This window comes from Mycolicibacterium wolinskyi, from assembly GCF_002101965.1.
In the GTDB taxonomy this organism is placed as follows: Bacteria; Actinomycetota; Actinomycetes; order Mycobacteriales; family Mycobacteriaceae; genus Mycobacterium; species Mycobacterium wolinskyi.
On sequence record NZ_LQQA01000013.1, the window covers coordinates 129,578 to 154,592 of the forward strand.

Annotated in this window: 27 protein-coding genes; 12 read left to right on the forward strand and 15 right to left on the reverse strand. The window is 65.9% G+C overall.

Annotated features, from left to right (window positions below; genetic code table 11):
* Positions 1–92: 92 nt before the first annotated feature.
* Positions 93–2,138, reverse strand: a complete 2,046-nt coding sequence (locus AWC31_RS12625) for a heavy metal translocating P-type ATPase (RefSeq protein ID WP_085144574.1) — start codon at positions 2,136–2,138, stop codon at positions 93–95.
* A 62-nt stretch (positions 2,139–2,200) separates the two neighbouring features.
* On the opposite strand from AWC31_RS12625, the gene AWC31_RS12630 reads away from it, so the two are divergent.
* The 3 genes from AWC31_RS12630 to aqpZ all read left to right on the forward strand — a co-directional run bounded on the left by AWC31_RS12630 (position 2,201) and on the right by aqpZ (position 5,321).
* Positions 2,201–3,004 carry a PaaI family thioesterase gene (locus tag AWC31_RS12630; protein WP_085144575.1) on the forward strand — a complete coding sequence of 268 codons (804 nt, stop codon included), beginning with the start codon at positions 2,201–2,203 and terminating at the stop codon, positions 3,002–3,004.
* Between the two features lie 32 nt (positions 3,005–3,036).
* Complete coding sequence (locus AWC31_RS12635) at positions 3,037–4,407, forward strand: chloride channel protein (RefSeq protein ID WP_085144576.1); 1,371 nt, start codon at positions 3,037–3,039, stop codon at positions 4,405–4,407.
* 134 nt (positions 4,408–4,541) lie between these two features.
* Complete coding sequence (aqpZ, locus tag AWC31_RS12640; protein WP_085144577.1) at positions 4,542–5,321, forward strand: aquaporin Z; 780 nt, start codon at positions 4,542–4,544, stop codon at positions 5,319–5,321.
* Here aqpZ and AWC31_RS12645 read toward each other — a convergent pair.
* The 4 genes from AWC31_RS12645 to AWC31_RS12660 all read right to left on the reverse strand — a co-directional run bounded on the left by AWC31_RS12645 (position 5,309) and on the right by AWC31_RS12660 (position 8,138).
* Complete coding sequence (locus AWC31_RS12645; protein WP_207626345.1) at positions 5,309–6,136, reverse strand: MBL fold metallo-hydrolase; 828 nt, start codon at positions 6,134–6,136, stop codon at positions 5,309–5,311. The two genes, aqpZ and AWC31_RS12645, sit on opposite strands and share 13 nt — an antisense overlap.
* 59 nt (positions 6,137–6,195) lie before the next feature.
* A complete protein-coding gene (locus AWC31_RS12650) occupies positions 6,196–6,759 on the reverse strand; it encodes a Dps family protein (protein WP_067854911.1) in 564 nt (187 codons plus the stop codon).
* Between the two features lie 78 nt (positions 6,760–6,837).
* Positions 6,838–7,737 (reverse strand): DNA-3-methyladenine glycosylase family protein, encoded by a 900-nt coding sequence (locus AWC31_RS12655; protein ID WP_085144578.1) that lies wholly within the window; start codon positions 7,735–7,737, stop codon positions 6,838–6,840.
* A 41-nt stretch (positions 7,738–7,778) separates the two neighbouring features.
* Positions 7,779–8,138 carry a DUF427 domain-containing protein gene (locus AWC31_RS12660; RefSeq protein WP_085144579.1) on the reverse strand — a complete coding sequence of 120 codons (360 nt, stop codon included), beginning with the start codon at positions 8,136–8,138 and terminating at the stop codon, positions 7,779–7,781.
* A 59-nt stretch (positions 8,139–8,197) separates the two neighbouring features.
* On the opposite strand from AWC31_RS12660, the gene AWC31_RS12665 reads away from it, so the two are divergent.
* Entirely contained in the window at positions 8,198–8,656 is a 459-nt protein-coding gene (locus AWC31_RS12665) for an SRPBCC family protein (RefSeq protein WP_067854904.1), read from the forward strand.
* Positions 8,657–8,780: 124 nt separating this feature from the next.
* Positions 8,781–8,948, forward strand: coding sequence for a hypothetical protein (locus tag AWC31_RS37390; protein WP_165765954.1), 168 nt, complete (start codon positions 8,781–8,783; stop codon positions 8,946–8,948).
* A gap of 57 nt (positions 8,949–9,005) precedes the next feature.
* Here the strand turns inward: AWC31_RS37390 and AWC31_RS12670 are convergent, their stop codons facing one another.
* From AWC31_RS12670 to AWC31_RS12685, 4 genes are all read right to left on the reverse strand, one after another.
* Complete coding sequence (locus AWC31_RS12670) at positions 9,006–9,824, reverse strand: class I SAM-dependent methyltransferase (protein ID WP_067854902.1); 819 nt, start codon at positions 9,822–9,824, stop codon at positions 9,006–9,008.
* A 62-nt stretch (positions 9,825–9,886) separates the two neighbouring features.
* Complete coding sequence (locus AWC31_RS12675) at positions 9,887–10,912, reverse strand: NAD-dependent epimerase/dehydratase family protein (RefSeq protein WP_085144580.1); 1,026 nt, start codon at positions 10,910–10,912, stop codon at positions 9,887–9,889.
* Entirely contained in the window at positions 10,909–11,412 is a 504-nt protein-coding gene (locus AWC31_RS12680; RefSeq protein WP_085144581.1) for a nuclear transport factor 2 family protein, read from the reverse strand. Before AWC31_RS12680 ends, AWC31_RS12675 begins: the two co-directional genes overlap by 4 nt.
* A gap of 42 nt (positions 11,413–11,454) precedes the next feature.
* Positions 11,455–11,859 carry a hypothetical protein gene (locus AWC31_RS12685; RefSeq protein ID WP_085144795.1) on the reverse strand — a complete coding sequence of 135 codons (405 nt, stop codon included), beginning with the start codon at positions 11,857–11,859 and terminating at the stop codon, positions 11,455–11,457.
* Positions 11,860–11,912: 53 nt separating this feature from the next.
* On the opposite strand from AWC31_RS12685, the gene msrA reads away from it, so the two are divergent.
* On the forward strand, positions 11,913–12,428 hold the full coding sequence (msrA, locus tag AWC31_RS12690; protein WP_067854892.1) for a peptide-methionine (S)-S-oxide reductase MsrA: 516 nt from the start codon (positions 11,913–11,915) through the stop codon (positions 12,426–12,428).
* 3 nt (positions 12,429–12,431) lie between these two features.
* Here msrA and AWC31_RS12695 read toward each other — a convergent pair whose 3' ends face one another.
* The gene (locus tag AWC31_RS12695) at positions 12,432–13,775 is read right to left on the reverse strand and encodes a cytochrome P450 (protein WP_085144582.1); all 1,344 of its coding nucleotides are present in this window, start codon (positions 13,773–13,775) and stop codon (positions 12,432–12,434) included.
* A 92-nt stretch (positions 13,776–13,867) separates the two neighbouring features.
* Here AWC31_RS12695 and AWC31_RS12700 point away from each other — a divergent pair, with 92 nt between their 5' ends.
* Both AWC31_RS12700 and AWC31_RS12705 read left to right on the forward strand, forming a co-directional pair.
* Positions 13,868–14,485: a TetR/AcrR family transcriptional regulator gene (locus AWC31_RS12700; RefSeq protein WP_085144583.1), complete on the forward strand. Its 618-nt coding sequence runs from the start codon at positions 13,868–13,870 to the stop codon at positions 14,483–14,485.
* A gap of 127 nt (positions 14,486–14,612) precedes the next feature.
* Positions 14,613–15,488, forward strand: a complete 876-nt coding sequence (locus tag AWC31_RS12705; RefSeq protein ID WP_085144584.1) for an alpha/beta fold hydrolase — start codon at positions 14,613–14,615, stop codon at positions 15,486–15,488.
* On the opposite strand, the gene AWC31_RS12710 is transcribed toward AWC31_RS12705, so the two are convergent.
* Genes AWC31_RS12710 through AWC31_RS12730 form a run of 5 tightly spaced genes read right to left on the reverse strand, consistent with a single transcriptional unit; the run spans position 15,463 to position 20,269 of the window.
* Positions 15,463–16,314 (reverse strand): SDR family oxidoreductase, encoded by an 852-nt coding sequence (locus AWC31_RS12710; RefSeq protein WP_085144585.1) that lies wholly within the window; start codon positions 16,312–16,314, stop codon positions 15,463–15,465. The genes AWC31_RS12705 and AWC31_RS12710 overlap by 26 nt on opposite strands.
* Before the next feature lie 22 nt (positions 16,315–16,336).
* A complete protein-coding gene (locus AWC31_RS12715) occupies positions 16,337–16,891 on the reverse strand; it encodes a nuclear transport factor 2 family protein (protein WP_085144586.1) in 555 nt (184 codons plus the stop codon).
* On the reverse strand, positions 16,881–17,750 hold the full coding sequence (locus AWC31_RS12720; RefSeq protein WP_085144587.1) for an LLM class F420-dependent oxidoreductase: 870 nt from the start codon (positions 17,748–17,750) through the stop codon (positions 16,881–16,883). The genes AWC31_RS12715 and AWC31_RS12720 overlap by 11 nt, the downstream gene beginning before the upstream one ends.
* Before the next feature lies 1 nt (position 17,751).
* On the reverse strand, positions 17,752–18,546 hold the full coding sequence (locus AWC31_RS12725; RefSeq protein WP_085144588.1) for an SDR family NAD(P)-dependent oxidoreductase: 795 nt from the start codon (positions 18,544–18,546) through the stop codon (positions 17,752–17,754).
* A 22-nt stretch (positions 18,547–18,568) separates the two neighbouring features.
* Entirely contained in the window at positions 18,569–20,269 is a 1,701-nt protein-coding gene (locus AWC31_RS12730) for a flavin-containing monooxygenase (RefSeq protein ID WP_085144589.1), read from the reverse strand.
* 49 nt (positions 20,270–20,318) lie between these two features.
* Between AWC31_RS12730 and AWC31_RS12735 the strand changes: the two genes are divergently transcribed.
* The 4 genes from AWC31_RS12735 to AWC31_RS12750 are packed head-to-tail and all read left to right on the forward strand — an operon-like array spanning position 20,319 to position 25,009.
* On the forward strand, positions 20,319–21,383 hold the full coding sequence (locus AWC31_RS12735) for a ferredoxin--NADP reductase (RefSeq protein WP_085144590.1): 1,065 nt from the start codon (positions 20,319–20,321) through the stop codon (positions 21,381–21,383).
* 58 nt (positions 21,384–21,441) lie between these two features.
* Positions 21,442–22,623: an acyl-CoA dehydrogenase family protein gene (locus tag AWC31_RS12740; RefSeq protein WP_085144591.1), complete on the forward strand. Its 1,182-nt coding sequence runs from the start codon at positions 21,442–21,444 to the stop codon at positions 22,621–22,623.
* 11 nt (positions 22,624–22,634) lie between these two features.
* Positions 22,635–23,543, forward strand: coding sequence for a biphenyl-2,3-diol 1,2-dioxygenase (bphC, locus tag AWC31_RS12745; RefSeq protein WP_085144592.1), 909 nt, complete (start codon positions 22,635–22,637; stop codon positions 23,541–23,543).
* Positions 23,540–25,009 carry an FAD-dependent oxidoreductase gene (locus AWC31_RS12750; protein WP_085144593.1) on the forward strand — a complete coding sequence of 490 codons (1,470 nt, stop codon included), beginning with the start codon at positions 23,540–23,542 and terminating at the stop codon, positions 25,007–25,009. Before bphC ends, AWC31_RS12750 begins: the two co-directional genes overlap by 4 nt.
* The last annotated feature ends 6 nt before the right edge of the window (positions 25,010–25,015 follow it).

Below are 25,015 nucleotides of genomic sequence, written 5' to 3' on the forward strand. Positions count from 1 at the left end.
GTAGATCTTGTTATACCGAAGTTATTGTGCCGTGATGGGTCGTTATTCTATTTGCTGAAAAGCTTAGTCAGATTCTTAGAATTGGTCGCCGATCACGTCCGGCCCGCCCGAACGGCGGATTCGGGCCGCAAATCGAGCCGGCGCAACAACTGCGCGTTGAGCGCGACTACCACAGTCGACACCGACATGAGCACCGCGCCCACCGACATCGGCAGCACGAACCCGACGGGAGCGAGCACACCCGCCGCCAACGGAACCGAGATGAGGTTGTAACCCGCTGCCCACCAAAGGTTTTGGCGCATCTTGCGGTAGGACTGCGTCGACAGCTCGATCACCGACAGCACCGAACGCGGATCGGAGCTCGCCAGGATCACCCCTGCCGACCCGATCGCGACATCGGTACCGGCGCCGATCGCGATGCCCACATCGGCCTGTGCGAGTGCCGGCGCGTCATTCACGCCGTCACCGACCATCGCCACGGTCAGTCCCTCGCGCTGCAGTTCGGTGACCTTGGCGGCCTTGTCCTCGGGACGCACGCCGGCATAGAACCGGTCGATTCCGAGATCGGCGGCGACGGCTGCCGCGACGGGCTCGGCGTCGCCGGTGATCATGACGACGCTGACCCCGCGCTCGTGGAGCGCATCGACCGCCTGTCGGGATTCCGGACGGATCTCGTCGGCCAATGCCAATGCACCGGCGACCGCCCCATCGACCAGAACGTGCAGCACGATCGCCCCGTGCCACTGCGTGGTCTCCGGCAACGGGGCTACGCCGGCCTGCTCGAGCAGCCGTGGTCCGCCGACCTGGACCCGCCGGCCCGATACGACCGCGCTCACGCCGACCGCGGGCGACGACGTGAATTCCGACGCCGACGGGACCGCCAGGCCACTACGCTGCGCCGCTGAGACGATCGCCTTGGCCAGTGGGTGCTCGGAGGCCGCTTCGGCTGCTGCCGCGAGCGTCAGCACCTCGTCGTCGCTCCCGCCGGTCGCCAGCACCCCCGTCACTGCGGGCTCGCCCTTGGTCAGCGTCCCGGTCTTGTCGAACAGCACGGCCTTGACCGAGCGCATGGTCTCCAACGCCAGCCGGTCCTTGACCAGGACACCTCCCCGCGCGGCCCGCTCGGTCGCGATGGACACCACGAGTGGGATCGCCAGACCGAGTGCATGGGGGCAGGCGATCACCAGGACGGTGATCGTGCGGACGACGGCCTCGTCGGGCTGCCCCAGATACGTCCAGACGATCGCGGTCAGAATCGCTGCGCCCAAGGCGAACCAGAACAGCCAGCCCGCCGCCCGATCCGCGAGCCGCTGAGCGCGAGACGAGGAGTTCATCGCATCGGTGACCAGGCGTTGAATGCCCGCGAGCGCGGTGTCCTCGCCGACGGCGGTCACCGTGATCCGCAAGCCGGAATCCGTCGCCACGGTGCCGGCGACGACGTTGTCGCCGACGCTGCGGCGCACCGGCCGCGACTCGCCTGTCACCATCGATTCGTCGACGTCGGCCGAGCCGTCCACGATCCTTCCGTCGACCGGGACACTGCCGCCCGGCCGCACGATCACGAGGTCACCGACGCGCAGGTCCGCAGGCGCGACCGTGACGATCTGTTCGGTGCCACCGCTGTCGTCGACCCGCTCGGCCTCGTCGGGCAACAACGCCGCCAACGAGTCGAGCGCCGATGTGGTCTGCGCGAGCGAACGCATCTCGATCCAGTGGCCGAGCAGCATGATCACGATCAGCAGCGCGAGCTCCCACCAGAAGTCCAGCTGGTGGTGCAGAAGGCCGAGGCTCGCGCCCCACGAGGCGAGGAACGCGACCGTGATCGCCAGGCCGATCAGCAGCATCATTCCCGGTGCGCGCGAGCGTATTTCGCTGACGGCACCGACCAGGAACGGCCGGCCACCCCAGACGTACATGACGGTTCCGAGCACCGGCGACACCCAGCGCAGGCCGGTCGCGTCGGGAATCGAATAGCCGAGCAACATCGCGAACATCGGCGAGAAGAGGACGGTCGGGACCGCCAGGATCGCCATGATCCAGAACAGCCGCCGGAACTGCCCGGCGTGGTCCCCGTGACCGCCCCCATGCCCCTCGGCGTGTCCGGAATGTCCGTGTTGTGCGTGATCGGTCATGGTCATGCCGCCATGATATACCCCCTGGGGGTATATGGCCACCGCCCCGAACGGCACTGTGGACGGCCATGCACTATCCGCTGAGTACCCCGCTGGGCCGCATGGGCGTCGAAACCCAGATCGAGGGCCCCGATCGGTGCGTCGCCTCGATCCCGGCGGGTGGACTTCTCAACCCGTTCACGGGTGCACCGACGCTCGCGCCCGTGGCGATGCTCATCGACCACGTCGGCGGCCTGGTCAATCACCACCGCCGCGGACCGGACGAGTGGACGGTGTCGAGCGAGCTCGCCGTGGAGTTCGCCCCGAATGCGGTCGAGCTAGTCAGCGTGGCGCCACAGCTTCCGGTCGTGGCCACCGGGCGACCGTTCGGCCCGACCGGGGCCGCGCCACTGGCACTGTGCGAGCTCACCCATGCCGGGCAGCTCCTCGCGACCGCCACGGTGCGGTCGTTTCACATCACCGCGCCGGGCCACCTCATCGAGTGGCCGACCGACTCGGCCGACGCCGCCCTGCCGGCAACACTGACCGAACGGATGGCGGTGCAAGTCGCCGAGAGCGGCGGAACGACCAAGGTGTTGCGCCAGCTGTCGGACCCGGTGATCAACAACAGCCTCGGCATCGTCCACGGCGGGATGTCGGCAGCGGCCCTGGAACTCGTGGCGTCGGCAGCGGTGAACGAGGGGCAGGAGGCAAGCCCCATGCGGACGGGCTCCCTGCGCATCAACTTCCTGCGCCAGTTTCGTGGCGGCGACGAATCCCGCTATGAGGGCAAGGCCGTCCGGGTGGGCCGCAGCACCGCGGTGGCCGACGCGTCCGCTGTCGGCGACGACGGCAAGATCGCGCTGCTGGCGCGCCTCACCGCGTACCGCTGAACGCCGGCCGGTTGCCCAGTACCATCCGCAACATGCGCCAGACGCACGAATCCGACGGTGGCCTCGGCGGATTCATCCGGCAGTCCGGCTATCTGCGCAAGTGGTTGATCCTCGGCATATCGATCGGCATCATCGCCGGGCTCGGTGCGGTGGTGTTCTACCTGGCACTCGACTATGCCGGCCGGTTCCTGCTCGGCTACCTCGGCGGCTACGACATCCCGAAACCGACCGGTGACGGCGGCGATCCCGGCTCGGCCGGATTCGACCGGCCCTGGGCGATACCGCTGATCGCGTGCGGCGGCGCACTGGTCTCGGCCCTGCTCGTGGCGAGATTCGCCCCGGAAGCCGAAGGCCACGGCACCGACAACGCGATCGAAGCCGTGCACACCGACCCACGCAGCATCCGGGTCAGGGCCATCGTGGTGAAAACCATTGCGAGCGCCTTGACGATCGGTTCGGGTGGATCCGGTGGCCGGGAAGGCCCGGCCGCTCAGATATCGGCCGGATTCGGCTCGCTGCTCACGCGTTGGCTCAACCTGTCCGACGAGGACGGCCGGTTGGCGGTGTCGCTGGGAATCGGTGCAGGCATCGGAGCCATCTTCGGCGCGCCGCTGGGCGGGGCGGTACTGGCCGCCTCGATCGTCTACCGCGAAGACTTCGACTACAAGGCGCTCGTACCCGGGTTCATCACGTCGGCAACGGCATATGCGGTCTTGGGTTCGTTCCTCGGGTTCGACCCGCTGTTCGGCTTCCTGGCCGCCGATTACCGGTTCGATCACCCGCTGGATCTCGGCTGGTTCGTGGTGCTGGGTGCGCTCGCCGCGGGCGTCGGCTGGCTCTACGCCCGGGTCTTCTACGGCACCGTCGCACTCACCGCGAAACTGCCCGGCGGCAAGGTCGTCAAACCCACGCTGGGCGGCCTCGCCGTGGGCCTGCTGGCCCTGATCATCCCGCAGGTACTCGCCAGCGGGTACGGCTGGGCCGAAAAGGCAGCGGCCACCGAGACTTTGATGGCCATCCCGTTGTGGATCGTGGTGCTGCTGCCGTTCGCGAAGATCCTCGCCACGTCCCTGTCCATCGGCACCGGCGGATCGGGCGGCATCTTCGGACCCGGCGTGGTGATCGGCGCATTCCTCGGCGCTGCGCTGTGGCGCCTCGGTGACGTGCTCGGGGCGCCCGGTTTGCCGGACAGCCCAGCGGTTTTCGTCGTGGTGGGCATGATGGCGTGCTTCGGCAGCGTCGCACACGCCCCGTTGGCCGTGATGATCATGGTGTGCGAGATGACCGGCTCGTTCTCCGTGATCCCGTGCGCGATGGTCGCGGTCGGTATCGCCTATCTGCTGATCTCCCGGACCGACGTGTCCATCTACCGAGCCCAACGGCTCGACCGCGATCACGTGTAACGGAAACGTGGAGCACCGGTTTCGGTGGGATAGCGTTAATTTCGGTCAGCGAACAGTTTGACAACGATGACTCTGCCATCGATGGATGGCGTGCGACGGTACCGAGGACCACACCCGACAGTGGAGGAGTCCTCATGTACACGCCCACTATGACACATAGATTGGCGGCTGAGTTCATCGGCACGTTCTGGCTGGTTCTCGGCGGCTGCGGCAGCGCCGTCTTCGCCGCCAAGTTCGTCGCCGACGACGGGATCTCGCTTGGGATCGGCTTTCTCGGCGTCTCGCTGGCATTTGGTTTGACCGTGCTCACCGGCGTGTACGCGTTCGGCGTCGTCTCGGGCGGTCACTTCAACCCGGCCGTCACTCTCGGCGCGGCACTGGCGCGCCGGGTCGAGTGGAAAGCCGTTGTGCCGTATTGGATCACCCAAGTCATCGGTGGCCTGGTGGCCGGCCTGGTGATCTATGTGATCGCCAAGGGGCAGGACGGGTGGACCGCGACCGGCAACATGGCGGCCAACGGCTACGGTGACAACTCGCCTGGCGGCTACTCGCTCGTGGCGGTGCTGATCGCCGAGATCGTCCTGACCGGCATCTTCCTGCTCGTCATCCTCGGCTCGACCGATGACCGGGCGCCGAAGGGCTTCGCCGGCCTGTCGATCGGCCTCACGCTGACACTGATCCACCTCATCTCGATTCCGATCTCCAACACATCGGTCAACCCGGCCCGGTCGACGGCGGTCGCGTTCTTCAACGGCGACGGCGCGCCCGCACAGCTGTGGGTGTTCTGGCTGGCGCCGCTGATCGGTGCGGCGATCGCCGGTCTGGCCTACCCGTATCTGTTCGGGGTCGCCGAGGAATTGGCCGACCGCCCGGTCCGCGACGACGCACTCGAACCGCCCGATCAGGTGAGGTGATCGAACTCGCCACTGACCCAGCGGATGTGAGTCTCAGCTGATCGGTGCACCACATCCTTGGCGGCACTGTCGATCTCGTCGCCGCCAAGGGTGTAGAGCCGGTCGTAGTCGTAGGCGTCCAGCCGGTCCACGATCCGCCGCACGACCGCCGCCGACAACGGGACATGTTTGGGGAAGTTGCGCTGGAACGACACCCAGTTCTTGGCCAGCCCACCGCTGATGCTGTCGCCGGTGAGCAGGGTGCCGTCGGCGGTCAGCGCCACCGAGCTGCCGCGCATGTGCCCGCCGACGTGGATGAGCCGTACACCGGCGACCGGTTGGATCTCTCCGTTCCACAACTCGATCAACGGGTCCGGAGACGGAATCCACTCCGCGTCGAGCTCGTTCACGTAGACCGGTACGCCGCCGAATTCCCGGCTCCAGCTCAGCTGGGCGCCGAACATATGCGGGTGGCTGGCCGCGATCGCCGCTACACCGCCGAGCCGGCGGACGACGCCCAGGATTTCGTCGTCGAGGTAGCTCGGCGCATCCCACAGCAGATTGCCGGCGGAGGTCTGTACCAGATATGAGCGATGACCGATCGCGAACCGCGGCGCCCGCCGGAGGCTGTGGACGCCGCGGCCGTGATCGACATGCTCGGTGTGATGCTGTTGCGCGGCAAGCGCTTCCAACGTGGTCCACGTGCCGTGCGGCGGCAGGTCGCCGCGCTCCTCGATCGAGACGACCTCAGAGGTCAACACACAGCTGTTCTCCGGCGGCCGACGGTCGGAATCGGCGTGCTCGACGCCGCATCCCGTGCATATCCAAGTTGGCATGCCACCAGGCTGGCACCTCAACAGAGGTTGAGGTCAACAACCTGGCGGCACAGTCGAGCTCACGCGCTCTTGCGGCGCGCCTTACCGGCGGCTCCCTTTTCGGTCGGTTGGCCCTCGTGCGCGAGTTGTCCGCCCGCACTCTCCAGATGGGCCCGCACGAACCACTGGAACTTCTCGAGTTCGGCCGAGTGGTCGATCAAGACGTCCTGCGAGACGAGATCAAGATCTTCGAGCCGCTCGATGGCCTTGCGGGTGTCTTCGATGACCCCGTTGTAGACGAGATCGAGCGCGGCCAGGTGCGCTTGGACATTGTCGCGGCCGACGGAGTAGTCGTCCCAGCTGCGGTCGGCGACGATGGCGCCCGGCGTGCCCTTCGGCGAGGCGCCAAGGGCGGCGATCCGCTCGGCGACCTCGTCGGCGTAGCCGCGCACGAGCTCCACCTGCGGGTCGATCATCTCGTGCACCCCGATGAAGTTCGGGCCCACGACGTTCCAGTGAATGTGCTTGAGCGTCAGGTGCAGATCGTTGTAGGTGCTCAACTGCTTCTGCAAGAGCTCGGCTACCTCTGCGCCCTGCTTGTCCGTGAGGCCGGGGATGGTGAAGGTGTTCTTCGATGAGGGCATGTCGTCGGCTCCTTTCGCCTGCGGTGTAGTCCGGGCCTCGGGTACCCAACGGCCCCGCCCGCTAATCACCGGCGAACGTCAGAGCGCACGCAGGTTTGGAATGGCCTGACGTGCGGCACGCCGCTGATATCCCACCAGGCCACTGGCTTCCAGCAATCGCACGGCCCGGTGTCGATGCGGACGCAACGGCTCCAGCAATTCGACCATCTCGTCGTCGTCGATCGGCTTGCCCAGCAGGCTCATCCCCACGATCTTCGCCAAGTGATAGTCACCGACGGACAAGGCGTCGGAGTCGCCGAACGCCCGCTGCACGGTCTCTGCGGCCGTCCACTCCCCCACCCCTGGCAGCGACCGCAGCCCCGTCACCGCACGGTCGGCGGTCAGCCGCTCCAACGAGTCCGCGCGCTGTGCGCAGCCGACGATGGTGCGTGCCCGGCCCGGATCGACGTTGGCCCGGTGGTATTCCCAGGACGGTATGCGCCGCCACACCTCGGCCGGCGGTGGCACCCGCATGCCGGTGGGCGCGGGGCCGGGCGCCGGCGGGCCGTACTTCGTGACCAGCCTGCGCCACGCCCGCCACGCGTCCATGCCGTACACCCGCTGTTCGAGGATCGCCGGTATCAACGCTTCCAGCAGTCGTCCGGTTCGCCCCAGTCGCAGATGCGGAACGCGCCGGTATGCCTCGGCGATCGTCGGCTCGGCGGGGTCGAAGCCGGAATCGTCGTCCTCGGTTCCGAGCAGTGGGCCGAGCCCTTCGAGAAACTCCGGAGCGCCGTCGCCCCATGCATCGCAGTCCACGGTGTCCGGTGACGACTTGCTGATCCGTGCGGTGACCGGGCCGCTCGTCATCATGCTCGTACGCCAGATGGCGCCGTCGGCTGCGATCCGGAAGCACGGATCACCACCGCCGCGGCGCAACGGAGCCAGCGTCAGGCCCGGGCTGGCCGGACCGGTGAAGACGACGCTGGCACTGGGCATCGCACCAGGCTATGCCCCGCCAGGGCGACGGCGGTAACGCCTCAGGACACCGTGATGTCGGCCTTGTCGGCGTAGAACGCCACCCGGCCGGCGATCTCGGCGACCGCCGGGTAGGGCTGTTCGTACGTCCAGATGACGTCCTCGGCGTTGCCGACGTTGTAGTAGTTGGCCTCACCCTTGAACGGGCAGTACGTCGTGGTGTCGCTGCGAGTCAGCGCCGACGGGTCGACATCCGCCAGCGGGATGTACTGCACGGCGGGGTAAGTGGATTCCTGCAACGTCAGCGCATCGTCGGTCTCGGCGACGACGACGCCGCCGACCCGCACGGTGACGTGCCGGCCGGTTGGGGTGACAGTGATGGGATGTGCGGTAGACGGCTGCAGCACCGGGCGTTCGGTCATGACTATTGCAACGTGACCGCGCTCACCGTTCTTCCGGCCCGGTCAATACGATTCTTCGCATGACTGCTCCCGTGAAAGCCTCCGTCTCGATCGCCGCCGATCCCGCCGCGGTGTACGCGCTCATCACCGATCTGCCGACGCTGGCATCGCTCGCCGAAGAAGCCCATGCGATGCAATGGCAGAAAGGCGGATCGGCGACTCCGGGCGCGGTGTTCAAGGGTCACAACCGCAACGGTTCGAAGACGTGGAGCACCACCTGCACGGTCACCGACGCCGAGCCCGGCAAGACCTTCGCGTTCGACGTCAAGTCCCTCATATTTCCCGTCGCACACTGGCGCTACGACATCGCACCGACCGACACCGGCTGCACGGTGACCGAGTCGACATGGGACCGCCGCGCCGGCTGGTTCAAGGCGATCGCGGGCCGGGCGACCGGGATCACAGACCGCGATACGGCCAACGCGAAACACATCGAACTGACCCTGCAGCGGCTCAAGGAGAAGGCGGAAACCCCGTAGAACGCGGGTCGAACATACTTGTTTCTGCCATCTCACGATCAATCTCTGCCAGCGGAATTACCGCTCTGACCAGTCTGTTTAAACAGACATACGCGATACAGCGAATGTCAGAGGAGACAGAGAAATGAAGAAGTTCGGAATCGCCAGCGCCATCGCCACCGGTTTTGCCGCCGCATTCATCGGCTTGGCCGGACCGGCCTCCGCAGACGTCGGCCACCACGACTGGGTGCACGACATCCAGCAGCGGGCCACCGTCAGCCAGACCGCCCCGGTTTTCGGCAACGGCCGCTGACACCCATCACCTTCGACAGGGGCGCCCCACCGGGGTGCCCCTGTTTCGCGTATGGCCTCAGAACGCGTAGCGGTGATACTGCGCCATGTACCGCAGTGCGGGCACGGGCCGCATGATGGCGGCCATCAGCCGGAAGTACCACGCCACTTCGTTGAACGCCGCGTCGTCGAACGGCGATGACCACGCCAGCAACCGGGTACCCGGCACCGCGCGCAGAACGTCGTCGGGCTTGTTGATCGCCCAGTACAGCGTCGATCCGGAGCGCCGCACCACCGCGTTCATCCACTGCGACTTGATGCCCAACGAGTTGAACGCGTCGAACTGCAACTCCCCGGACGGGAACCGGTCGACGATGCGTCGCAGCAGGGCGACACCGTCCGGTTCGGTCAGGTACATCGTGAGGCCCTCGCCGATCATCAGCACCGGTCGGTCGGCCGGAATGTCTTGCAGCCAAGCCGGATCCGTCACCGACGCCGACACCACGTGATAGTGCTCGTGCGTCGGGTACAGCTGCTCGCGTAGGCGCGCGACGTCGGGGTAGTCGACGTCGTACCACTCGACCCCCGGCCCCGGTTGGAGGCGGAAGAACCGGCCGTCCAGGCCGCAGCCCAGGTGCAGCACCACGGCCTGCGGGTGTACGTCGAGAAACTGGCGCGCCCATCGGTCGAAGTGCGCGCTGCGGGTGGTCACGGACGGCGAGTTCGCCGCGGTGATCGACGTCTTGGTCCAGTCGTAGTCGATTCGGTCGGCGATGTCCTTGGCCAGGCGGTCGCCCAGGATGGGCTTCGGCAGCCCGGCATCGAGCGCTTTGGCGTAGAACGTCGCGAGCATGGTCTGCGGCGCCCCGCTGAGGTCGACTTTGAGTTTGTCGGTCATGCCCCCACGCTAGCCCGCAATAACCTTGCGGCACAGTGGCTTAACACCCACCGGCGTGGCGTTCAGCCGGCCGTGCGGGCCTGCTTGGCGGCCCGAAGCCCCACCCAGAACTTCGCCGCATCGGCGATCGATTCCTCCACCGGCCTTGGCTTCCAACCGAGTTCACGCACGGCTTTGGCATGGTCGAGTGGGGCTTCGGCCCGCATCAACCGCAGTGACTCCAGTGACAGCCGCTCGTCGGTGCTGCGCAATTTGCCCTTGATGCTGCCCGCCACCGCCAGCAGGTACGACACCGGAAGCGGGATCGACCGCGCCGGCGGCGCCACCCCGGCGGCCTCGGCCGCCAGCCTCGCGACCTCGGCGTTACTGATCATCTTCTCCGAGATCAGATACCGCTCGCCCGGGCGTCCCTTGTCGGCGGCCAGGATCAGTGCCCGGGCGGCATCGTCGACGCCGACCGCTTCCAGTGCGATGCCGCTCATCACGAACGGCAACTTGCCGAACGCGGCACCGGCGATGATCGCGCCGTGCGGAGTTCTTCCCCAGTCGCCGCTGCCGTACGTGGTGGAGACGCACATCGCGACGGCGGGAAGGCCACGTTGCCGCGCGTACCTCAGCACGAGATCCTCGGCCTGTACGCGGGACCGCACGTACGGCGTCACGCGGCGCACGTCGACGATGTCGTCCTCGGTGGCGCGCCGCCCACGTTTGCGGCCGACGGTGACGTAGCTGCTCGTGTAGACGAACTTCCGTAGTCCGGCCGCGATGTCGGGTTCGGTTGCGACGTCGAGCACGTGGCCGGTGCCCTCGACGTTCGTGCGGAACAGCGGGGCGGGGTCGCGCAGCCAGCCCCTGGCGTCGACGACGCAGTAGTAGACGACGTCGCAGCCGGACATGGCCGCACGCAGTACGTCGGCGTCGAAGACGTCGCCGACGTACCGGTTGACCGGCAGGTCGTCGATACCGACGGTGTTCGCGCCGGGCCGCACCATCGCGCGAATCTCGCGACCATCGTCACGCGCGACGAGTTGCCGAAGAACATGCGAGCCGAGGAATCCGTTGGCGCCGATGACCAGCTGGGCACTCACTTGCTCTTGCCCCCGAACTGCTGCATCCAGGCTGCGGCCTCGTCGGGCAGATTGCCGAGTTCGGCGGCCTTGCGACACCATTTCATGCCCGCGGACACGAACCGCATCGGGTTGTAGATGTCCTCCTGCCGCGACCAGCGCCCGTCGCCTGCGTAGGTGATGATCGAGATGTTGGTGGCGCTGATGATCGTCCCGTCACCGGGATCGACCATCGGGTTGTCCAGTTCGCAGATGATGCGTCCCGTCGGCTCGTCGATCACCGACCAGAGCGACGGGAACGCCGTCATGTAGCTGCCGGGAAACGCCGTCATCGTCTTCCAGATCCAGGCGCGTACCTGCTCGCGGCCCTTCATCGTGCCCGCGGCGTGCTCGATGTAGTCGACGTCCGGGGTGTAGTGCTCGACCCACACGTCCCAGTCCTTGGTCTGCGCGGCCCGGTCGACGGTCTGCTCGAACGTCTCGAATGCGGCGGCCAGTTCGTCGCGGGTGAACTTGCTCACCGAAGAACTAGAACACGTTCTAGTCGCGTTTGTCGAGAGCCGTCACTGCGCAGCCATCACCACGCGACCGCCGAGCGGACCCTGCAGCGGCACGTCCATCGTGCCGTCGACCGCGAGTGCGATGCACATCCGGCCGACCGCCTCCGGAGGCGTCCCGCCGTGCAGTTCGACCATCACCGTTTCGGGGGTCTCCTGCGTGGTCAGGTGCACACCGAAACAGTCCGGGGTTCCCGCGGTGAAGTTGATCCGCAGCCCCTGGCCGTGCGGGCTCCACGAGTCGATCTTGGTCGTGTGCTGATCGACGATCCACGGGTTGTCGACGAAGACCGTGCGGGCGGGTTCGGCAGGCACTTCGGGCACGACGACGGTGTTCGGCTCGGCGGCTGCGACCGGCACCGTTGTTGCCAGGAGTAAACCGGTGAGCGCGGTGGTTACCACTACACGCATGCGTTCCACCGTAGCGCCGCGCACAATGAAGGTGACAGAAGGAGATAACGCGTATGAGCAACTACTCCACCGCGATCCTCGCCGGCGGCTGCTTCTGGGGCATGCAGGACCTGATCCGTAAGCAACCCGGTGTGGTGTCCACCCGGGTGGGCTACACCGGCGGCCGCAACGACCACCCCACGTACCGCAACCATCCCGGCCATGCCGAGGCGATCGAGATCGTCTACGACCCCGCGCAGACCGATTACCGCGCGCTGCTGGAGTTCTTCTTCCAGATCCACGATCCGACCACGAAAGACCGTCAGGGCAACGACGTCGGCACGAGTTACCGGTCGGCGATCTTCTACCTCGACGACGAGCAGAAGCGCATCGCGCTGGACACCATCGCCGATGTCGACGCATCGGGGCTGTGGCCGGGCAAGGTGGTCACCGAGGTGACGCCGGCGAGTGACTTCTGGGAGGCCGAGCCCGAGCATCAGGACTACCTGCTGCGCTACCCCAACGGGTACACGTGCCATTTCCCGCGCCCGGGCTGGAAGCTGCCCCGGCGTGAGACGGCCAGCCAGTAGGCGTCAGGCGCCCAGCGGCTCGGCGCGGCGGCGGGCGACGACCCGCCCGCCCGCCGCGGGCGTGTAGGCGACCCCGCGGGAGTGCACCTTCTCGTCGGGCTCGGTGGTGGTCTCGATGATGAAGTGCCGCAACACCGTTCGCAGCACGACGTCCATCTCGATGTTGGCGAACGCGGCGCCGACACAGCGCCGGGTGCCCCCACCGAACGGGATCCAGCCCAGACCCGGCCTGCTGCCGACGAAACGCTCGGGATCGAACCGGTCCGGATCCGGGAATTCCTCGTGACGTTCCTGGATCTGCGAGATCGCGACGATGATCGAGTACCCGCGCGGAATCACCCACTCGCCGAGTTCGAACGACGGTGCGTAGACGTGGCGGCCCGCGAAGTCGATGACGGTGCGGGCCCGCTGCACTTCGAGAATCGTGGCCTGGCGGTACTCGTTGCCGTCGGTGGCCGCCTCGGCGACGAGCCGCGCCAGCACCTGCGGATGGCGGCTGATGCGCTCGAAAGCCCAGCCCAACGTCGACGCCGTGGTCTCGTGCCCGGCCGCCAGCAGCGTCAGCAGCTCGTCCCCGATGTCCTTGCGGGACATGGTCGAACCGTCTTCGTAGGCGCTGCGCAACAAGAGTGCCAGGATGTCGTCGCGACGGTCGAAGTCCGGATCTGCCTCGACCCGGTCGATCAGCCGGTCGATCACGTCGTCGTACTGCCCGCGGTAGGCGGCGAGCCGGCCCCACGGGCTGAACCGGCCATAGGTGCGCTTGGGTGTCGGCAGCACCGCCAGCCGCGACCCCAGGGTCACCCACGGCGGGATGATGCGGCGCAGCTCGTCGAGTTGTTCACCGTCGGCGCCGAACACCGCGCGCAGGATCGCGTTGAGCGTTATGCGCATCATCGGTTCGAGCGTTTCGAACTCCTGTCCCTCCGGCCAGGTCGCCGATTCCCGCAGGGTCTCCTCTTCGAAGATCTTCTCGTAGTTCTTGATGCTCTTGCCGTGGAACGGCGGGGTGAGCAGCTTGCGCCTGCTGCGGTGATCGGAGCCGTCGAGCGCGAACACCGACCCGGAGCCGAGGATGCGGCTGAGGTTGGGCTGGATGTTGCCGACGTCGTCGGCGTTGGCCTGGAAAAGCTGCTTGGCCAGTTGCGGTTCGGCGACGATGACGGTGCGCCCGAACACCGGCACGTGGAGCGTGAAGACATCGCCGTAACGGCGCGACACCTGCTTGACCACCCAGCGACGCGCTGCCGAGAACGCGACGCCCTGCACCAGTCGAGGCAACTGCGGCCCCGGTGGAATGCGGCTAGCACGCGTGGAAGTTTCGAGAACGGGCACTGTTTCGGTCATGCCATCTCCAAGCCAGGTCCTTGGTACTGCGGTGTACCAGAAGCGATGTGTAGTACGGTACTCGCAGGTACCACACAGCGCAAGGGGGTCTCATGACTACCGCATCCGCGCTGACCGGTGCCGGATCGAACCCCGGCACCGACGCGTTCCGGCTGCGGCTGCTCGACGGGCTCACCGCCGCGATCAATGACAAGGGCTATCGCGACACCACAGTCGCCGACATCGTCCGCCACGCCCGCACGTCCAAGCGCACGTTCTACGACCAGTTCGCGAGCAAGGAAGAGTGCTTCATCGAGTTGCTGCGGGCTAACAACGCCGCGCTCGTCACCCGGATCCGTAGCGCGGTCGACGCCGACGCCCCCTGGCAGGATCAGATCGGCCAGGCCGTCGGCGCCTACGTCGATCACATCGAGTCGGCGCCGGCGATCACGCTGAGCTGGATCCGCGAACTGCCCGCGTTGGGCAGCGCGGCGCGTCCACTGCAGCGTGCGGCACTGCGCGAACTCACCGATCTGCTCATCGAACTCAGCGACAGCGCGGGTTTCCGCCACGCCGAATTGCCCACGCTCACCCGGCCGATGGCAATCATTCTCCTGGGCGGTTTACGCGAACTCACTGCGCTGATCGTCGAGGACGACCGCGATATTCGCGAGATCTACGAACCGGCGCTGGCGGCGTCGAAGGCCATCCTCGGGCCGAGGCCGGATTAGTTCGTCAGCGGCGCTGTGCCGACGAGACATTCGCTCGGCTGAATTCGACGTCCACTCATCGGAAGTCGCATGCCTTACCGGATGCCGGGCTGACAGAGTGTGATCGAAACACCTGAGAGGACAACAGATGACGGTTGAGTACCAGGACACTTTGCGCGAAGTCGCCACCCCGGCCGGAGTGCTGCGTTACCACGAGGCCGGAGACGGTCCACCGCTGTTGCTGCTGCACGGTTCGGGACCGGGGGTCACCGGTTGGCGCAACTTCCGGGGCAATCTCGGTGTCTTCGCCAGGCACTACCGCTGTCTCGTGCTGGAGTTCCCCGGATTCGGGGTGAGTGACGACTTCGGTGGCCATCCGATGGTGGACGCCCAAGGCGCGGCTGCGGCGTTCGTCGACGCGCTCGGGCTGGAGCGTGTCGACGTGATCGGCAATTCCATGGGCGGCGGCGTCGGCATCAACTTTGCCATCAACCACCCCGACCGGATCGGGCGACTGGTGACGATCGGCGGTATCGGGACCAACATCTACAGCCCTGGCCCCAGTGAGGGCATTCGCCTGCTCCAGGAGTTCACCGAGGAGCCGACCCGAGCGAGGCTCATCGACTGGCTGAACTCCATGGTGTACGACCCGAACCTGGTGACCGACGAACTCATCGAGGAACGCTGGGCGCTGGCCACCGACCCGGACACGCTGGCGGCAGCCCGGCGGATGTACGGCAAAGCCGCGTTCGCCGCGATGATGTCGATGATGCGCAAGTCAGACGCCCCGATGCCGTGGGCGGTCATGCACAAGGTTCAGGCACCCACCCTGCTGACGTGGGGTCGCGACGACAGGGTCAGTCCGCTGGACATGTCGTTGATCCCGATGCGCAGCATTCCCAACGCCGAGCTACATGTGTTCCCCAATTGCGGACATTGGGTGATGATCGAAGCCAAGGCCGCATTCGAGCGAACAGTGCTGGCGTTCCTCGGTAAGGTCAGCGCCGAGAGCGCGAATAGCTGAGAAACCTCAGCAGGTAGCGTGGCAGGGACCTGGCCGGGACGGGAGCCGGCCAGGATTCGGAACGGAAGTATGCGTCAGAGCCGCCGTCGACGAACACAACACTTCCGCAAAGGAAGTCAGCTGCGTCGGACAACATGAACATCATCCAGTCAGCGAGCTGACCTGGATCGCCATACCCCCCGATCGGCACCGGAAATGCTCTGACGGCCTTGGCTTCCTGCGGGTCAGCCAGTTGCTCTTCCAACAGCGGGGTCAGGATGGCGCCCGGCGCCAGCACGTTCAGACGGATGCCCGCCCCAGCCCAGCCAGGTTTCACAGCTTGGCGCCGCACCCAGCGCGACACCGCGATCTTGGAGGCGGCATAGGCCATCGCCGCTGAACCTCTGCCATAGAAGCGCACCGCACGAACGGCCTTGTCGCCGTCCCCGGCCAGGAACGCCCGCACGGCACGTCTCGGCACCACCGGCGTGGTGGTCGTCGAATTGCTGCCGACGACCACCACTTTGGCGCGTTCAGCGCGAGCCAGCGCCACGCGCCAGGCGCAGAGCAGCTCGACGACACCGAAGTAGTTCACCTGAGCGATGATTCGCTCGCGCCCGGCAATCGGTCCCAACCCGGCTGCGAGAACTGCGCCGTCGAGGACGCCGTCACAGGCGTTCAACACCGCATCGGCGGCCGCAAGACGTCCTTCGCCGGTTGACAAATCAGCCACGACATCTGCGCTCTTGATGTCAACACCGATCACCGTGTGCCCGGCGGCGCGCAACCGATCTGCCGTGGCACGCCCCATACCCGACGCGGAACCGGTGACGGCGTATGTGCCCACTAGGTGCTCCTTGCCTTTCCGGTCAGGGTCGATTATCGACTGTTTCACCCGCCAGACCACTGGTGAGCAGGCGATGCGCACCCGGGTCTCCGTCCAGCATGCGACTCGTGCGCCGCGTGACCCGCCAAGTACCGTCGGCTCGGCGCAGCTCGAAGTGGTTGGCGGTCGCGCGCCACACCATGTACTCCTGTGCTGATGAAGCCCACGCCTGGTGGTCGAACTTGCTGTCCGGCAAGAGTTGCGGACGTCGCAGTAGCACCAGAGACTCGCACAGCGCGACGGCGGTGCTGCCGTGAACGGTGACGACTACCGGGCCCAGAAAATGGCAGCAACCCGAGTCGACCAGTTCTCGGTGTGAACGTGAGTTGACCATGGCGCGCACATCAGCGCTGCTGGTCATCTGCCAGCCCTCGACATCGTAGACGCCATCGGAGGTCCAGATCCCCGAGGCAGCATCAGCATCGGCGGCATCGACGGCCGGTCCATAGCTCGCAATCAACCGGGCGATCTCGCGTTCGTCCTCAAGCCGCTGCACTCTGGCGAGCAGCGCCGCAAGGTCGGTATTGTCACCGCTCATCGATAACTCCTTCTGCGGCTATTTCGGCGAGCCGCTCCAGTTGCCGGCAGTAGTCCTCGGCCGAGCTCGCCGCGACGCAGCACGACACTGCGGTGGCGCCCGCGGCAGCGAGTTCGGACAACCGCTCCCGGGTGCCTGCCGGGTCGGCCGACGGGTCGACGGCGCGGCCCGTGCCGAGCACGACCTCAAACCCGTGTGGGAGCTCTACAGCGCCGAGCACGCCTCGGATTGCCGCTTCTCCGAGACCGAACGGCATCCACCCATCGGCCAGTCGGATCGCACGGTTCAGCGACGCCATGGTCCGCCCGCCCACCCAGAGCGGGACGTGCGGCTGCACAGCATGCGGCTGCACCGTCATCTTCGAGTACTCGTAGAAGGGCCCGGCGTACTTGGGTTCGGCCACGCCCAGCGACGCCCGTAAGGCGGTGATGGCATCGTCGGCACGCTCGCCACGCTGTTCCCATCGTACGTCGAGGAGATCGAATTCCTCTGTCAGAGATCCGATACCGACACCCAACACGAGCCGACCGCCACTGATGCGGTCCAGCGTCCCGTACCGCTTCGCGATCTCCAATGGGTGGTGGTAGGGCAACACCACCACTGCTGTGGCCAGTCGAATCCGTCGCGTGTTCGCCGCAAGAAAACCCAACGTGGACAACGGATCCCAGTACACTGCACCACGCCTGGACGCCTCAGCGCTTGGCACCGCGACATGTTCTGAGCAGGTAAGGAACTCCAGCCCGACGCGGTCAGCAGTGCGGGCGATCTCCACGAGATCGTCGTGCGTGCCGGTCGCCTCCCAGTGGCTGGCCACGCCCGGAACCTGCACCACGATCGGAGTCGACAGTCCGATGCGCACACTAGGTCCGATGGTTGACCAGCGAGAGGATCGCCTTATGCGCGCCGAGCACCACAGCGGCGCGGTCCGGGGCGTTGTTAGCCTCGGCCGTCGCCGCGTTGCCACCTGCGACATACACAGGCCCGTCGGCAAGGTGCGCCAAGCCCTCGCGCGCCACGTCGGCCGGTTCGTTGACGATCATGCCGGGCGCATCAAAGTTGAGCCCGACGCGTTCCATCGCCGGTGTCCGGGTTACGCCGAGCACCAGTTCGAGCACGTCGATGTTGTAGTCACGTAGTTCCAGCCACAAACTTTCGGCGAACATCCGCGAAAAAGCTTTGGCGCCGGCATACACCGTGTGGCGCCATGCGCCCATATAGCCGGCCAGCGATCCGACCACAAGAATGCCGCCCCGTTTGCGTGGAGCCATTTCTCGCCCGTAGTGCTGCACCAGTTCCAGCATCCGCGTGACATTGAGATCGATCACCTTCTGAAGATCCACGAGCGGTGCGTCCAGGAACGGTTCGTTGCAGGTGCTCGCGCCGGCGTTGTAGATCAACAGACCGACCTCGATGTCGACGGTGGCCTGCGCGATACGCGGCACCGAGTCCGGCTCCAACAAATCGAGTGGAATTGCCCGTACCTCGACCCCGCGGTCGCGGCATCGCTGGGCGGTTTCCTCGAGGGGTGCAGGTTTACGTGCGATCAATACCAGGTTGAAGCCGTCCTCGGCGAGCAGGCGGGCGAACTCTGCGCCCACTCCTTCAGAGCCGCCGGCAATGACGGCCCAGGGCCCGTACTTGGCGAGTTCAGTCACGGTGATTCCTATCGTTGGAGTTCTATGGCGCCTTGGTAAGCGTGAATCCCTTGTATCCGGCAGCGGCAACCTCAGCGCAAATGTCGAGATACACGCCGAAGCCACCGATGAAGAGCATGAAAACCCGTGGCTTTCCAGGCACATTGGCTCCCATGTACCAGGAGTTGGCGCGAGGGAACAGGGTGGCCTCGGCGCGTTGGTTGCATTCGGCGATCCAATTGTCAACTGCCTCGGGCGCGGCCTCGATCGCGGAATAGCCGTGTTCATCGAGGTAGGCGATGGCGTCGGAGATCCAATTGATGTGTGCCTCGGCGTGCAACACCATGTTGGCGAGCACCGCCGGCGCACCGGGCCCCGAAACCAGGAATAGATTGGGGAAACCGTCCACTCCCAAACCCAGATAGGTTCGTGGCCCCTCGGCCCAGTCGTCGGCCAGCCGGTGATTTTCGCGGCCGACGATATCGATCTTGGCCAGCGCGCCCGTCATCGCATCGAAACCGGTGGCCAACACAACGGCATCGACATCGTAGTGTGCGTCGGACGTGTTGATCCCGGTGCCGTCTATCGATTCGATCGGTGTCTTGCGAACGCTGACCAGCTTGACGTTGGGGCGATTGAATGTCTGAAAATAGTTGGAGTCGGTGCAGATCCGCTTGGTTCCGATGGGATGGTCGGTCGGGATCAGGAGTTCTGCGACGTCGGGATCGTCGACCACCGCACGCACCTTCTCCTCGTAGAACTTCCGCGCCTCTTCGTTGGCCTCCATGTTGATCATCTGGTCGCTGAAGGTCTTGGAGAACAGCACGCCGCCGAGATCCCAACGCTTTTCGAATGCTTCGCGACGTTCCTCAGGTGTGGCTTGCATCGTCAGCTTGGGGTGCGCCACGTGCGGCGAGCCGCCACCGCTGCGCCACGACATCCGACGACGCTCCGCGTAGTTGGCCTTGATCTCGGCGACTTCCGCGGCGGACAGCGGACGGTTTCCGGCGGGCACACTGTAATTCGGCGTGCGCTGGAACACGTAGAGCTGCTCTGCCTGCTCAGCGATGACGGGAATGGACTGGATACCGGATGACCCGGTGCCGATCACTGCGACCCGCTTACCGGTGAAATCGACACCCTCATGCGGCCAGTGCGCGGTGTGATAGATATCGCCACCGAAGGTTTCGAGTCCATTGAAGTCCGGCGTCAGCGCGGCTGACAGCGGACCAGTAGCCATCACCACGAACCGCGTGCTGACCTGTTCGGTACCGTCGACGCCCTCAGCGGTAACCTGCCAGCGCACCGCCTTTTCATCGAAGACGGCCGATGTCACGCGAGTGTTGAACGTGATACCGCTTCGCAGATTGAGCTTGTCGACAACCCAATTGATGTAAGCGAGGATCTCGCCCTGCGTCGCATACTTCTCGGTCCAGGTCCATTCCTGTTGCAGTTCATCGGAGAACGAATAGCAGTAGTCGACGCTCTCCACGTCGCAACGCGCACCCGGATACCGGTTGAAGTACCACGTGCCGCCCACATCCGGCGCTGCTTCGAACACCCGCACCGACAGTCCCCGCTCTCGGAACTTGTGCAGAGCGTAGAGCCCTCCGAAGCCGGCTCCGACGACAACGACATCGACATGGCTGCCCGTCACGCTGGTCACGGACCGAACGTTAGGACTTGGGCGGCAACCGGGCGGCCTCCGCTCCCGATCACCGGGACCGGATTTCGTCCCGGCCATCGGACTCGAGTAACCACCGAGTATGCGTTCGTCACCAGAATGTGGCGTCATGACCGACGTGGAATCCGTCCCGACGGCGCCAACCAGTTCGCGCACAGTACGGCTCACCGTCAGCGAAGTCATCGATGAAAGTCACGACGCGCGCTCGCTGGTGTTCGCCGTGCCCGACGCTGACCGTGACCGCTTCGCCTATCGCCCCGGGCAGTTCCTGACGCTACGAGTGCCGAGCGAACAGACCGGCGCGGTGGCACGCTGTTATTCGCTGGCGAGCTCTCCGCATCTTGACGAGGCGCCCAAGGTCACCGTCAAACGAACCGACGGCGGGTACGGGTCCAACTGGCTGTGCGACAACATCTCAGCAGGCGACACGGTCGAGGTTCTGCCACCATCCGGGGTATTCACACCAGCCAGCCTCGACGGAGACTTCCTGTTGTGGGCCGCGGGCAGCGGCATCACTCCGGTGATGTCGATTCTCAAATCCGTGTTGGCAGCCGGCACCGGGCGAGTCATCCTCTGCTACGCCAACCGCGACGAACGGTCGGTCATCTTCGCCGCCGAGTTGAGGGAACTGGCGGCCCGCTACGCGGGCCGGCTCACCGTGCTGCACTGGCTGGAGTCGGTGCAGGGGCTTCCCACCCGGGCCCAGCTCGGCGGATTCGCCCGTAATTTCGGCACCTACGAATCCTTCATCTGCGGGCCTGCTCCCTTCATGGCGGTCGTGAAAGACGCCCTCTCGGAAGCGGGCGTACCACGCGAGCGAATCCACCTGGAGATCTTTCAGTCGCTGACCGGAGATCCATTCGCAGACACACCCACCGAAGTCGCCGCTGCCGATGACGGTGACGCCGCCGAGGCCGAAATCGAACTCGATGGCGAAGTGCATAAGCTGCGCTGGGCGCGTGGACGCAATCTCGTGGACACGATGCTGGCCGCTGGAATCTCCGTGCCGTACTCATGTCGCGAGGGCAACTGTGGCTCGTGCGCGGCGACCGTGCTCGACGGCGAGGTGGAGTTGGGCAACGCCGAGATTCTCGACGACCAGGACATCGCCGACGGCCTGTTCCTGGCCTGCCAGGCCTGCCCGCTGTCGGACAAGTTGAGAATCGAGTTCTGACTTCCGCTCATCGGGACAGCCCTGGCGGTCGGCCGGTTGTCCGGTCCACCATCAGACCATGACAAAACGGGTGATCGACAGCGTCGCCGAACTCGCAGACCAGCTCCGCGAACAGGCCGCCGAGGCCGAAAAGATCGGCAAACTGACCGACGACACGGTCAAAATCATGAAGGAGGTCGGCTCAATTCGGCTGCTGCAGCCCAAGCGGCACGGCGGGCTCGAGGTTCACCCGCGCGAGTTCGCAGAGACGGTGATGGCCACTGCGGCTCTGGATCCGTCGGCCGGATGGATTAACGGCGTGGTCGGCGTCCATCCGTACCAACTCGCGTACGCCGATCCGCGTGTCGCGCAGGAAATTTGGGCCGACGACATCGACACCTGGGTGGCATCGCCCTACGCCCCGCAAGGGGTGGCCAAACCCGTGGACGGCGGCTACATCTTCAACGGCCGCTGGCAGTTCAGCTCCGGCACCGATCACTGCGATTGGATTTTCCTCGGCGCCATGGTGGGCGATACCGACGGCAAGCCGCTGATGCCACCTCAGATGCTGCACATGATCCTGCCCCGCAAAGACTACGAGATCGTCGAAGACTCCTGGGACGTCGTGGGTCTGCGCGGCACCGGATCCAAGGACGTCATCGTCAAGGACGCCTTCGTACCGTCCTACCGCACGATGGACGCGATGAAGGTGATGGACGGCACCGCTCAGCGCGAGGCCGGAATGACCAATCCGCTGTACCTCATGCCGTGGTCGACGATGTTCCCGCTGGGCATCAGCTCGGCCACGATCGGCATCGCCGAGGGAGCCTTGGCGGCGGCACTCGACTACCAGCGCGAACGGGTGAACTCGAGCGGCGTGGCGATAAAGGACGACCCCTATGTGATGTATGCGATCGGCGAAGCCGCAGCTGACATCAACGCCGCGCGTCAGGAACTGCTCACCAACGCCGATCGCATCTACGACATGGTCGCCGCCGGCAAGGAGGTCAGCTTCGCCGATCGCGCTGCCGGACGTCGCACTCAGGTCCGCGCCGTGTGGCGGGCGGTCTCGGCGGTCGATGAGATTTTCGCCCGGTGCGGCGGCAATGCGACCCGGATGGATAAACCGCTGCAACGGTATTGGCGCGACATCCATGTCGGGCAGGCCCACGCCATCCATGTCCCCAGCACCGTCTACCACGCCTCGGCGCTCAGCTCGCTGGGTGTCGACCCACAGGGCCCGCTGCGGGCGATGATCTGAGAAGGACAACCATGACAACGATCAAAAGCCTCGGCTATGTCACCGTCCAGGCCAGCGACATCGAGCGCTGGCGTCACTTCGCGTTCCATGTCTTGGGTTTCGCTGAAGGCAAGGGACCTGATGGGGACGCGCTGTACTTACGGATGGACGAGCGGGCCGCGCGCATCATCGTCGCCCCCGGAGACGTCGACAAGATCGTCACGGTCGGCTGGGAGGTACGCGACCACGCCGCGTTGCGGGAACTCAAGCGGGCGCTCGAAGGAGCAGGCGTTGCCTACAAGGAGCTGTCGCTGGAAGAGACCGACGCCCGACGCGTGGAGGAGGCCATTGCTTTCGAGGATCCGGCCGGCACCGCACTGGAGGTGTTCCACGGCCCGGTCCTGGACCACTCTCCCGTCGTCACGCCCTTCGGAGCGAAGTTCGTGACCGGCGAGCAGGGCCTCGGCCACGTCGTGCTGCCCGCGCTCGACGTTCCGGGCTTGTTCGAGTTCTACACCGAGGTACTGGGTTTCAAGTCCAGAGGCGCGTTCCGGGTTCCGGTTCCCCCGGAGTTCGGCCCGGTGCGGGTGCGGTTCATGGGTGTCAATCAGCGCCACCACAGCCTGGCGATCTGTCCCGCACAGAACCTTCGCGATCCCGGTCTCATCCATCTCATGGTCGAAGTCGACACACTTGACGCGGTGGGCCAGGCCCTCGACCGGGTGAACGCCGAAGGCTTCCAGTTGTCATCCACGCTGGGCCGGCACACCAACGACAAGATGGTCTCCTTTTACGTCCGCGCCCCCGGCGACTGGGACATCGAGTTCGGCACCGAGGGGATGCGGGTCGACGAAAGCTATTACACCGCAGAAGAAATCACCGCAGACAGCTACTGGGGGCACCAGTGGGTCAGCGATCTGCCGAAAGCGATGCGACCGTGAGCACTCCGACGTTCGATCCGACGCCGATCAGCACCACAGACGTGGCCAAGTGGGACTACGAGGCTGATGTGGTCATTGCCGGCTACGGGGTCGCCGGCGCAGCCGCGGCCGTGGAGGCGACACGAGCCGAGGCCGACGTCCTCGTGCTCGAACGCACGGGGTCATGGGGCGGAGCCGCCTCGATGGCAGGCGGTTTCATCTACCTCGGCGGCGGCACAGCCATCCAAAAGGCTTGTGGATTCGACGATTCTGTCGACAATATGACGGCGTTCCTCAATGCGGCCATGGGTCCGGGCGCCGACGCCGCGCGCATCGCCGATTACTGCGAGGGAAGTGTCGCGCACTTCGACTGGCTCGTAGGCTGCGGGGTGCCGTTCAAACCTGAGTTCTTCGGAGAGCCCGGTTGGGAGCCGATGGGCGACCAGGGGCTCATGTACAGCGGTGGAGAGAACTCGTATCCGTTCAACACCATCGCCACGCCGGCCCCGCGCGGCCATGTGCCGCAGATGCAGAACAAGAAGCAAGGCGAGGCCAGCGCGGGTTACATGCTGATGAAACCGCTCGTCGACACTGCGACGGCGGCGGGCGCACGGGCGCTCTACGACGTGCGCGTGCAGCGGCTCGTCGTAGAGTCCGATGGTCGCGTAGCCGGAGTCGTCGCGCGCCAGTACGGGACCGAGATTGCTGTGCGGGCTCGCCGAGGCGTCGTTTTGGCCACCGGCAGCTTCGCCTACAACGACGCGATGGTCGCCCAGTACGCCCCACGCATCGCCGGCCGCCCGGCGGCCTCCATCGAGCAGCACGACGGCCAGGCCATCCGGATGGCGCAAGCTCTGGGCGCCGATCTCGCGCACATGGATGCCACCGAGGTCGCGTTGTTCATCGATCCCCAACAGTTGGTACGCGGGATCCTGGTGAACGAACGTGGTCAACGCTACGTTGCCGAGGACACCTATCCCGGCCGGGCCGGTCAGCTGACGCTGTATCACCAGAACAACACCGCCTACCTGATCATCGACGGCGATGCGCAGGAGGAGGCAATGGCTTCCCTGTCGCCCCAGCTGATGCTGCGGCCGCCGACATGGGTCGCCGACACTGTCGCAGAGCTTGAAGCCGAGATCGGGCTGCCTCCGAATTCCTTGCAGGCCACCGTGGCCGCGTACAACGAGGGTGCGGCGCGTGGCGAGGATCCACTGCTGCACAAGAAGCCGCAGTGGCTCAAGCCGATCAAATCGCCGGTGGGTGCTATAGACCTTCGCGAGAGCACCGGGGGCTTCACCCTCGGGGGCCTGGCCACCACACTCGACGCCGAAGTCCTGCACGTCAGCGGCGAGCCGATTCCGGGCCTCTACGCGGCGGGCCGGTCCGCGGCCGGCCTGGCGGCATGGGGCTATGCCAGCGGCGTATCACTGGGCGACGGGAGCTTCTACGGTCGTCGAGCCGGACGGGCGGCTGCTCGGGCCTGACGCCGA

Bases quoted from the DNA above. Each gene is read 5' to 3' on its own strand.
- AWC31_RS12630 (WP_085144575.1), top strand. From the start codon at position 2,201: ATGCACTATCCGCTGAGTACCCCGCTGGGCCGCATGGGCGTCGAAACC.
- AWC31_RS12695 (WP_085144582.1), bottom strand. From the start codon at position 13,775: ATGACCGAAACAGTGCCCGTTCTCGAAACTTCCACGCGTGCTAGCCGC.
- AWC31_RS12735 (WP_085144590.1), top strand. From the start codon at position 20,319: ATGACCGACGTGGAATCCGTCCCGACGGCGCCAACCAGTTCGCGCACA.
- AWC31_RS12700 (WP_085144583.1), top strand. From the start codon at position 13,868: ATGACTACCGCATCCGCGCTGACCGGTGCCGGATCGAACCCCGGCACC.
- aqpZ (WP_085144577.1), top strand. From the start codon at position 4,542: ATGTACACGCCCACTATGACACATAGATTGGCGGCTGAGTTCATCGGC.
- msrA (WP_067854892.1), top strand. From the start codon at position 11,913: ATGAGCAACTACTCCACCGCGATCCTCGCCGGCGGCTGCTTCTGGGGC.
- AWC31_RS12655 (WP_085144578.1), bottom strand. From the start codon at position 7,737: ATGCCCAGTGCCAGCGTCGTCTTCACCGGTCCGGCCAGCCCGGGCCTG.
- AWC31_RS12740 (WP_085144591.1), top strand. From the start codon at position 21,442: ATGACAAAACGGGTGATCGACAGCGTCGCCGAACTCGCAGACCAGCTC.
- AWC31_RS12635 (WP_085144576.1), top strand. From the start codon at position 3,037: ATGCGCCAGACGCACGAATCCGACGGTGGCCTCGGCGGATTCATCCGG.
- AWC31_RS12625 (WP_085144574.1), bottom strand. From the start codon at position 2,138: ATGACCATGACCGATCACGCACAACACGGACATTCCGGACACGCCGAG.
- bphC (WP_085144592.1), top strand. From the start codon at position 22,635: ATGACAACGATCAAAAGCCTCGGCTATGTCACCGTCCAGGCCAGCGAC.
- AWC31_RS12685 (WP_085144795.1), bottom strand. From the start codon at position 11,859: ATGCGTGTAGTGGTAACCACCGCGCTCACCGGTTTACTCCTGGCAACA.
- AWC31_RS12665 (WP_067854904.1), top strand. From the start codon at position 8,198: ATGACTGCTCCCGTGAAAGCCTCCGTCTCGATCGCCGCCGATCCCGCC.
- AWC31_RS12660 (WP_085144579.1), bottom strand. From the start codon at position 8,138: ATGACCGAACGCCCGGTGCTGCAGCCGTCTACCGCACATCCCATCACT.
- AWC31_RS12670 (WP_067854902.1), bottom strand. From the start codon at position 9,824: ATGACCGACAAACTCAAAGTCGACCTCAGCGGGGCGCCGCAGACCATG.
- AWC31_RS12715 (WP_085144586.1), bottom strand. From the start codon at position 16,891: ATGAGCGGTGACAATACCGACCTTGCGGCGCTGCTCGCCAGAGTGCAG.
- AWC31_RS12705 (WP_085144584.1), top strand. From the start codon at position 14,613: ATGACGGTTGAGTACCAGGACACTTTGCGCGAAGTCGCCACCCCGGCC.
- AWC31_RS37390 (WP_165765954.1), top strand. From the start codon at position 8,781: ATGAAGAAGTTCGGAATCGCCAGCGCCATCGCCACCGGTTTTGCCGCC.
- AWC31_RS12650 (WP_067854911.1), bottom strand. From the start codon at position 6,759: ATGCCCTCATCGAAGAACACCTTCACCATCCCCGGCCTCACGGACAAG.
- AWC31_RS12730 (WP_085144589.1), bottom strand. From the start codon at position 20,269: ATGGCCGGGACGAAATCCGGTCCCGGTGATCGGGAGCGGAGGCCGCCC.
- AWC31_RS12645 (WP_207626345.1), bottom strand. From the start codon at position 6,136: ATGCCAACTTGGATATGCACGGGATGCGGCGTCGAGCACGCCGATTCC.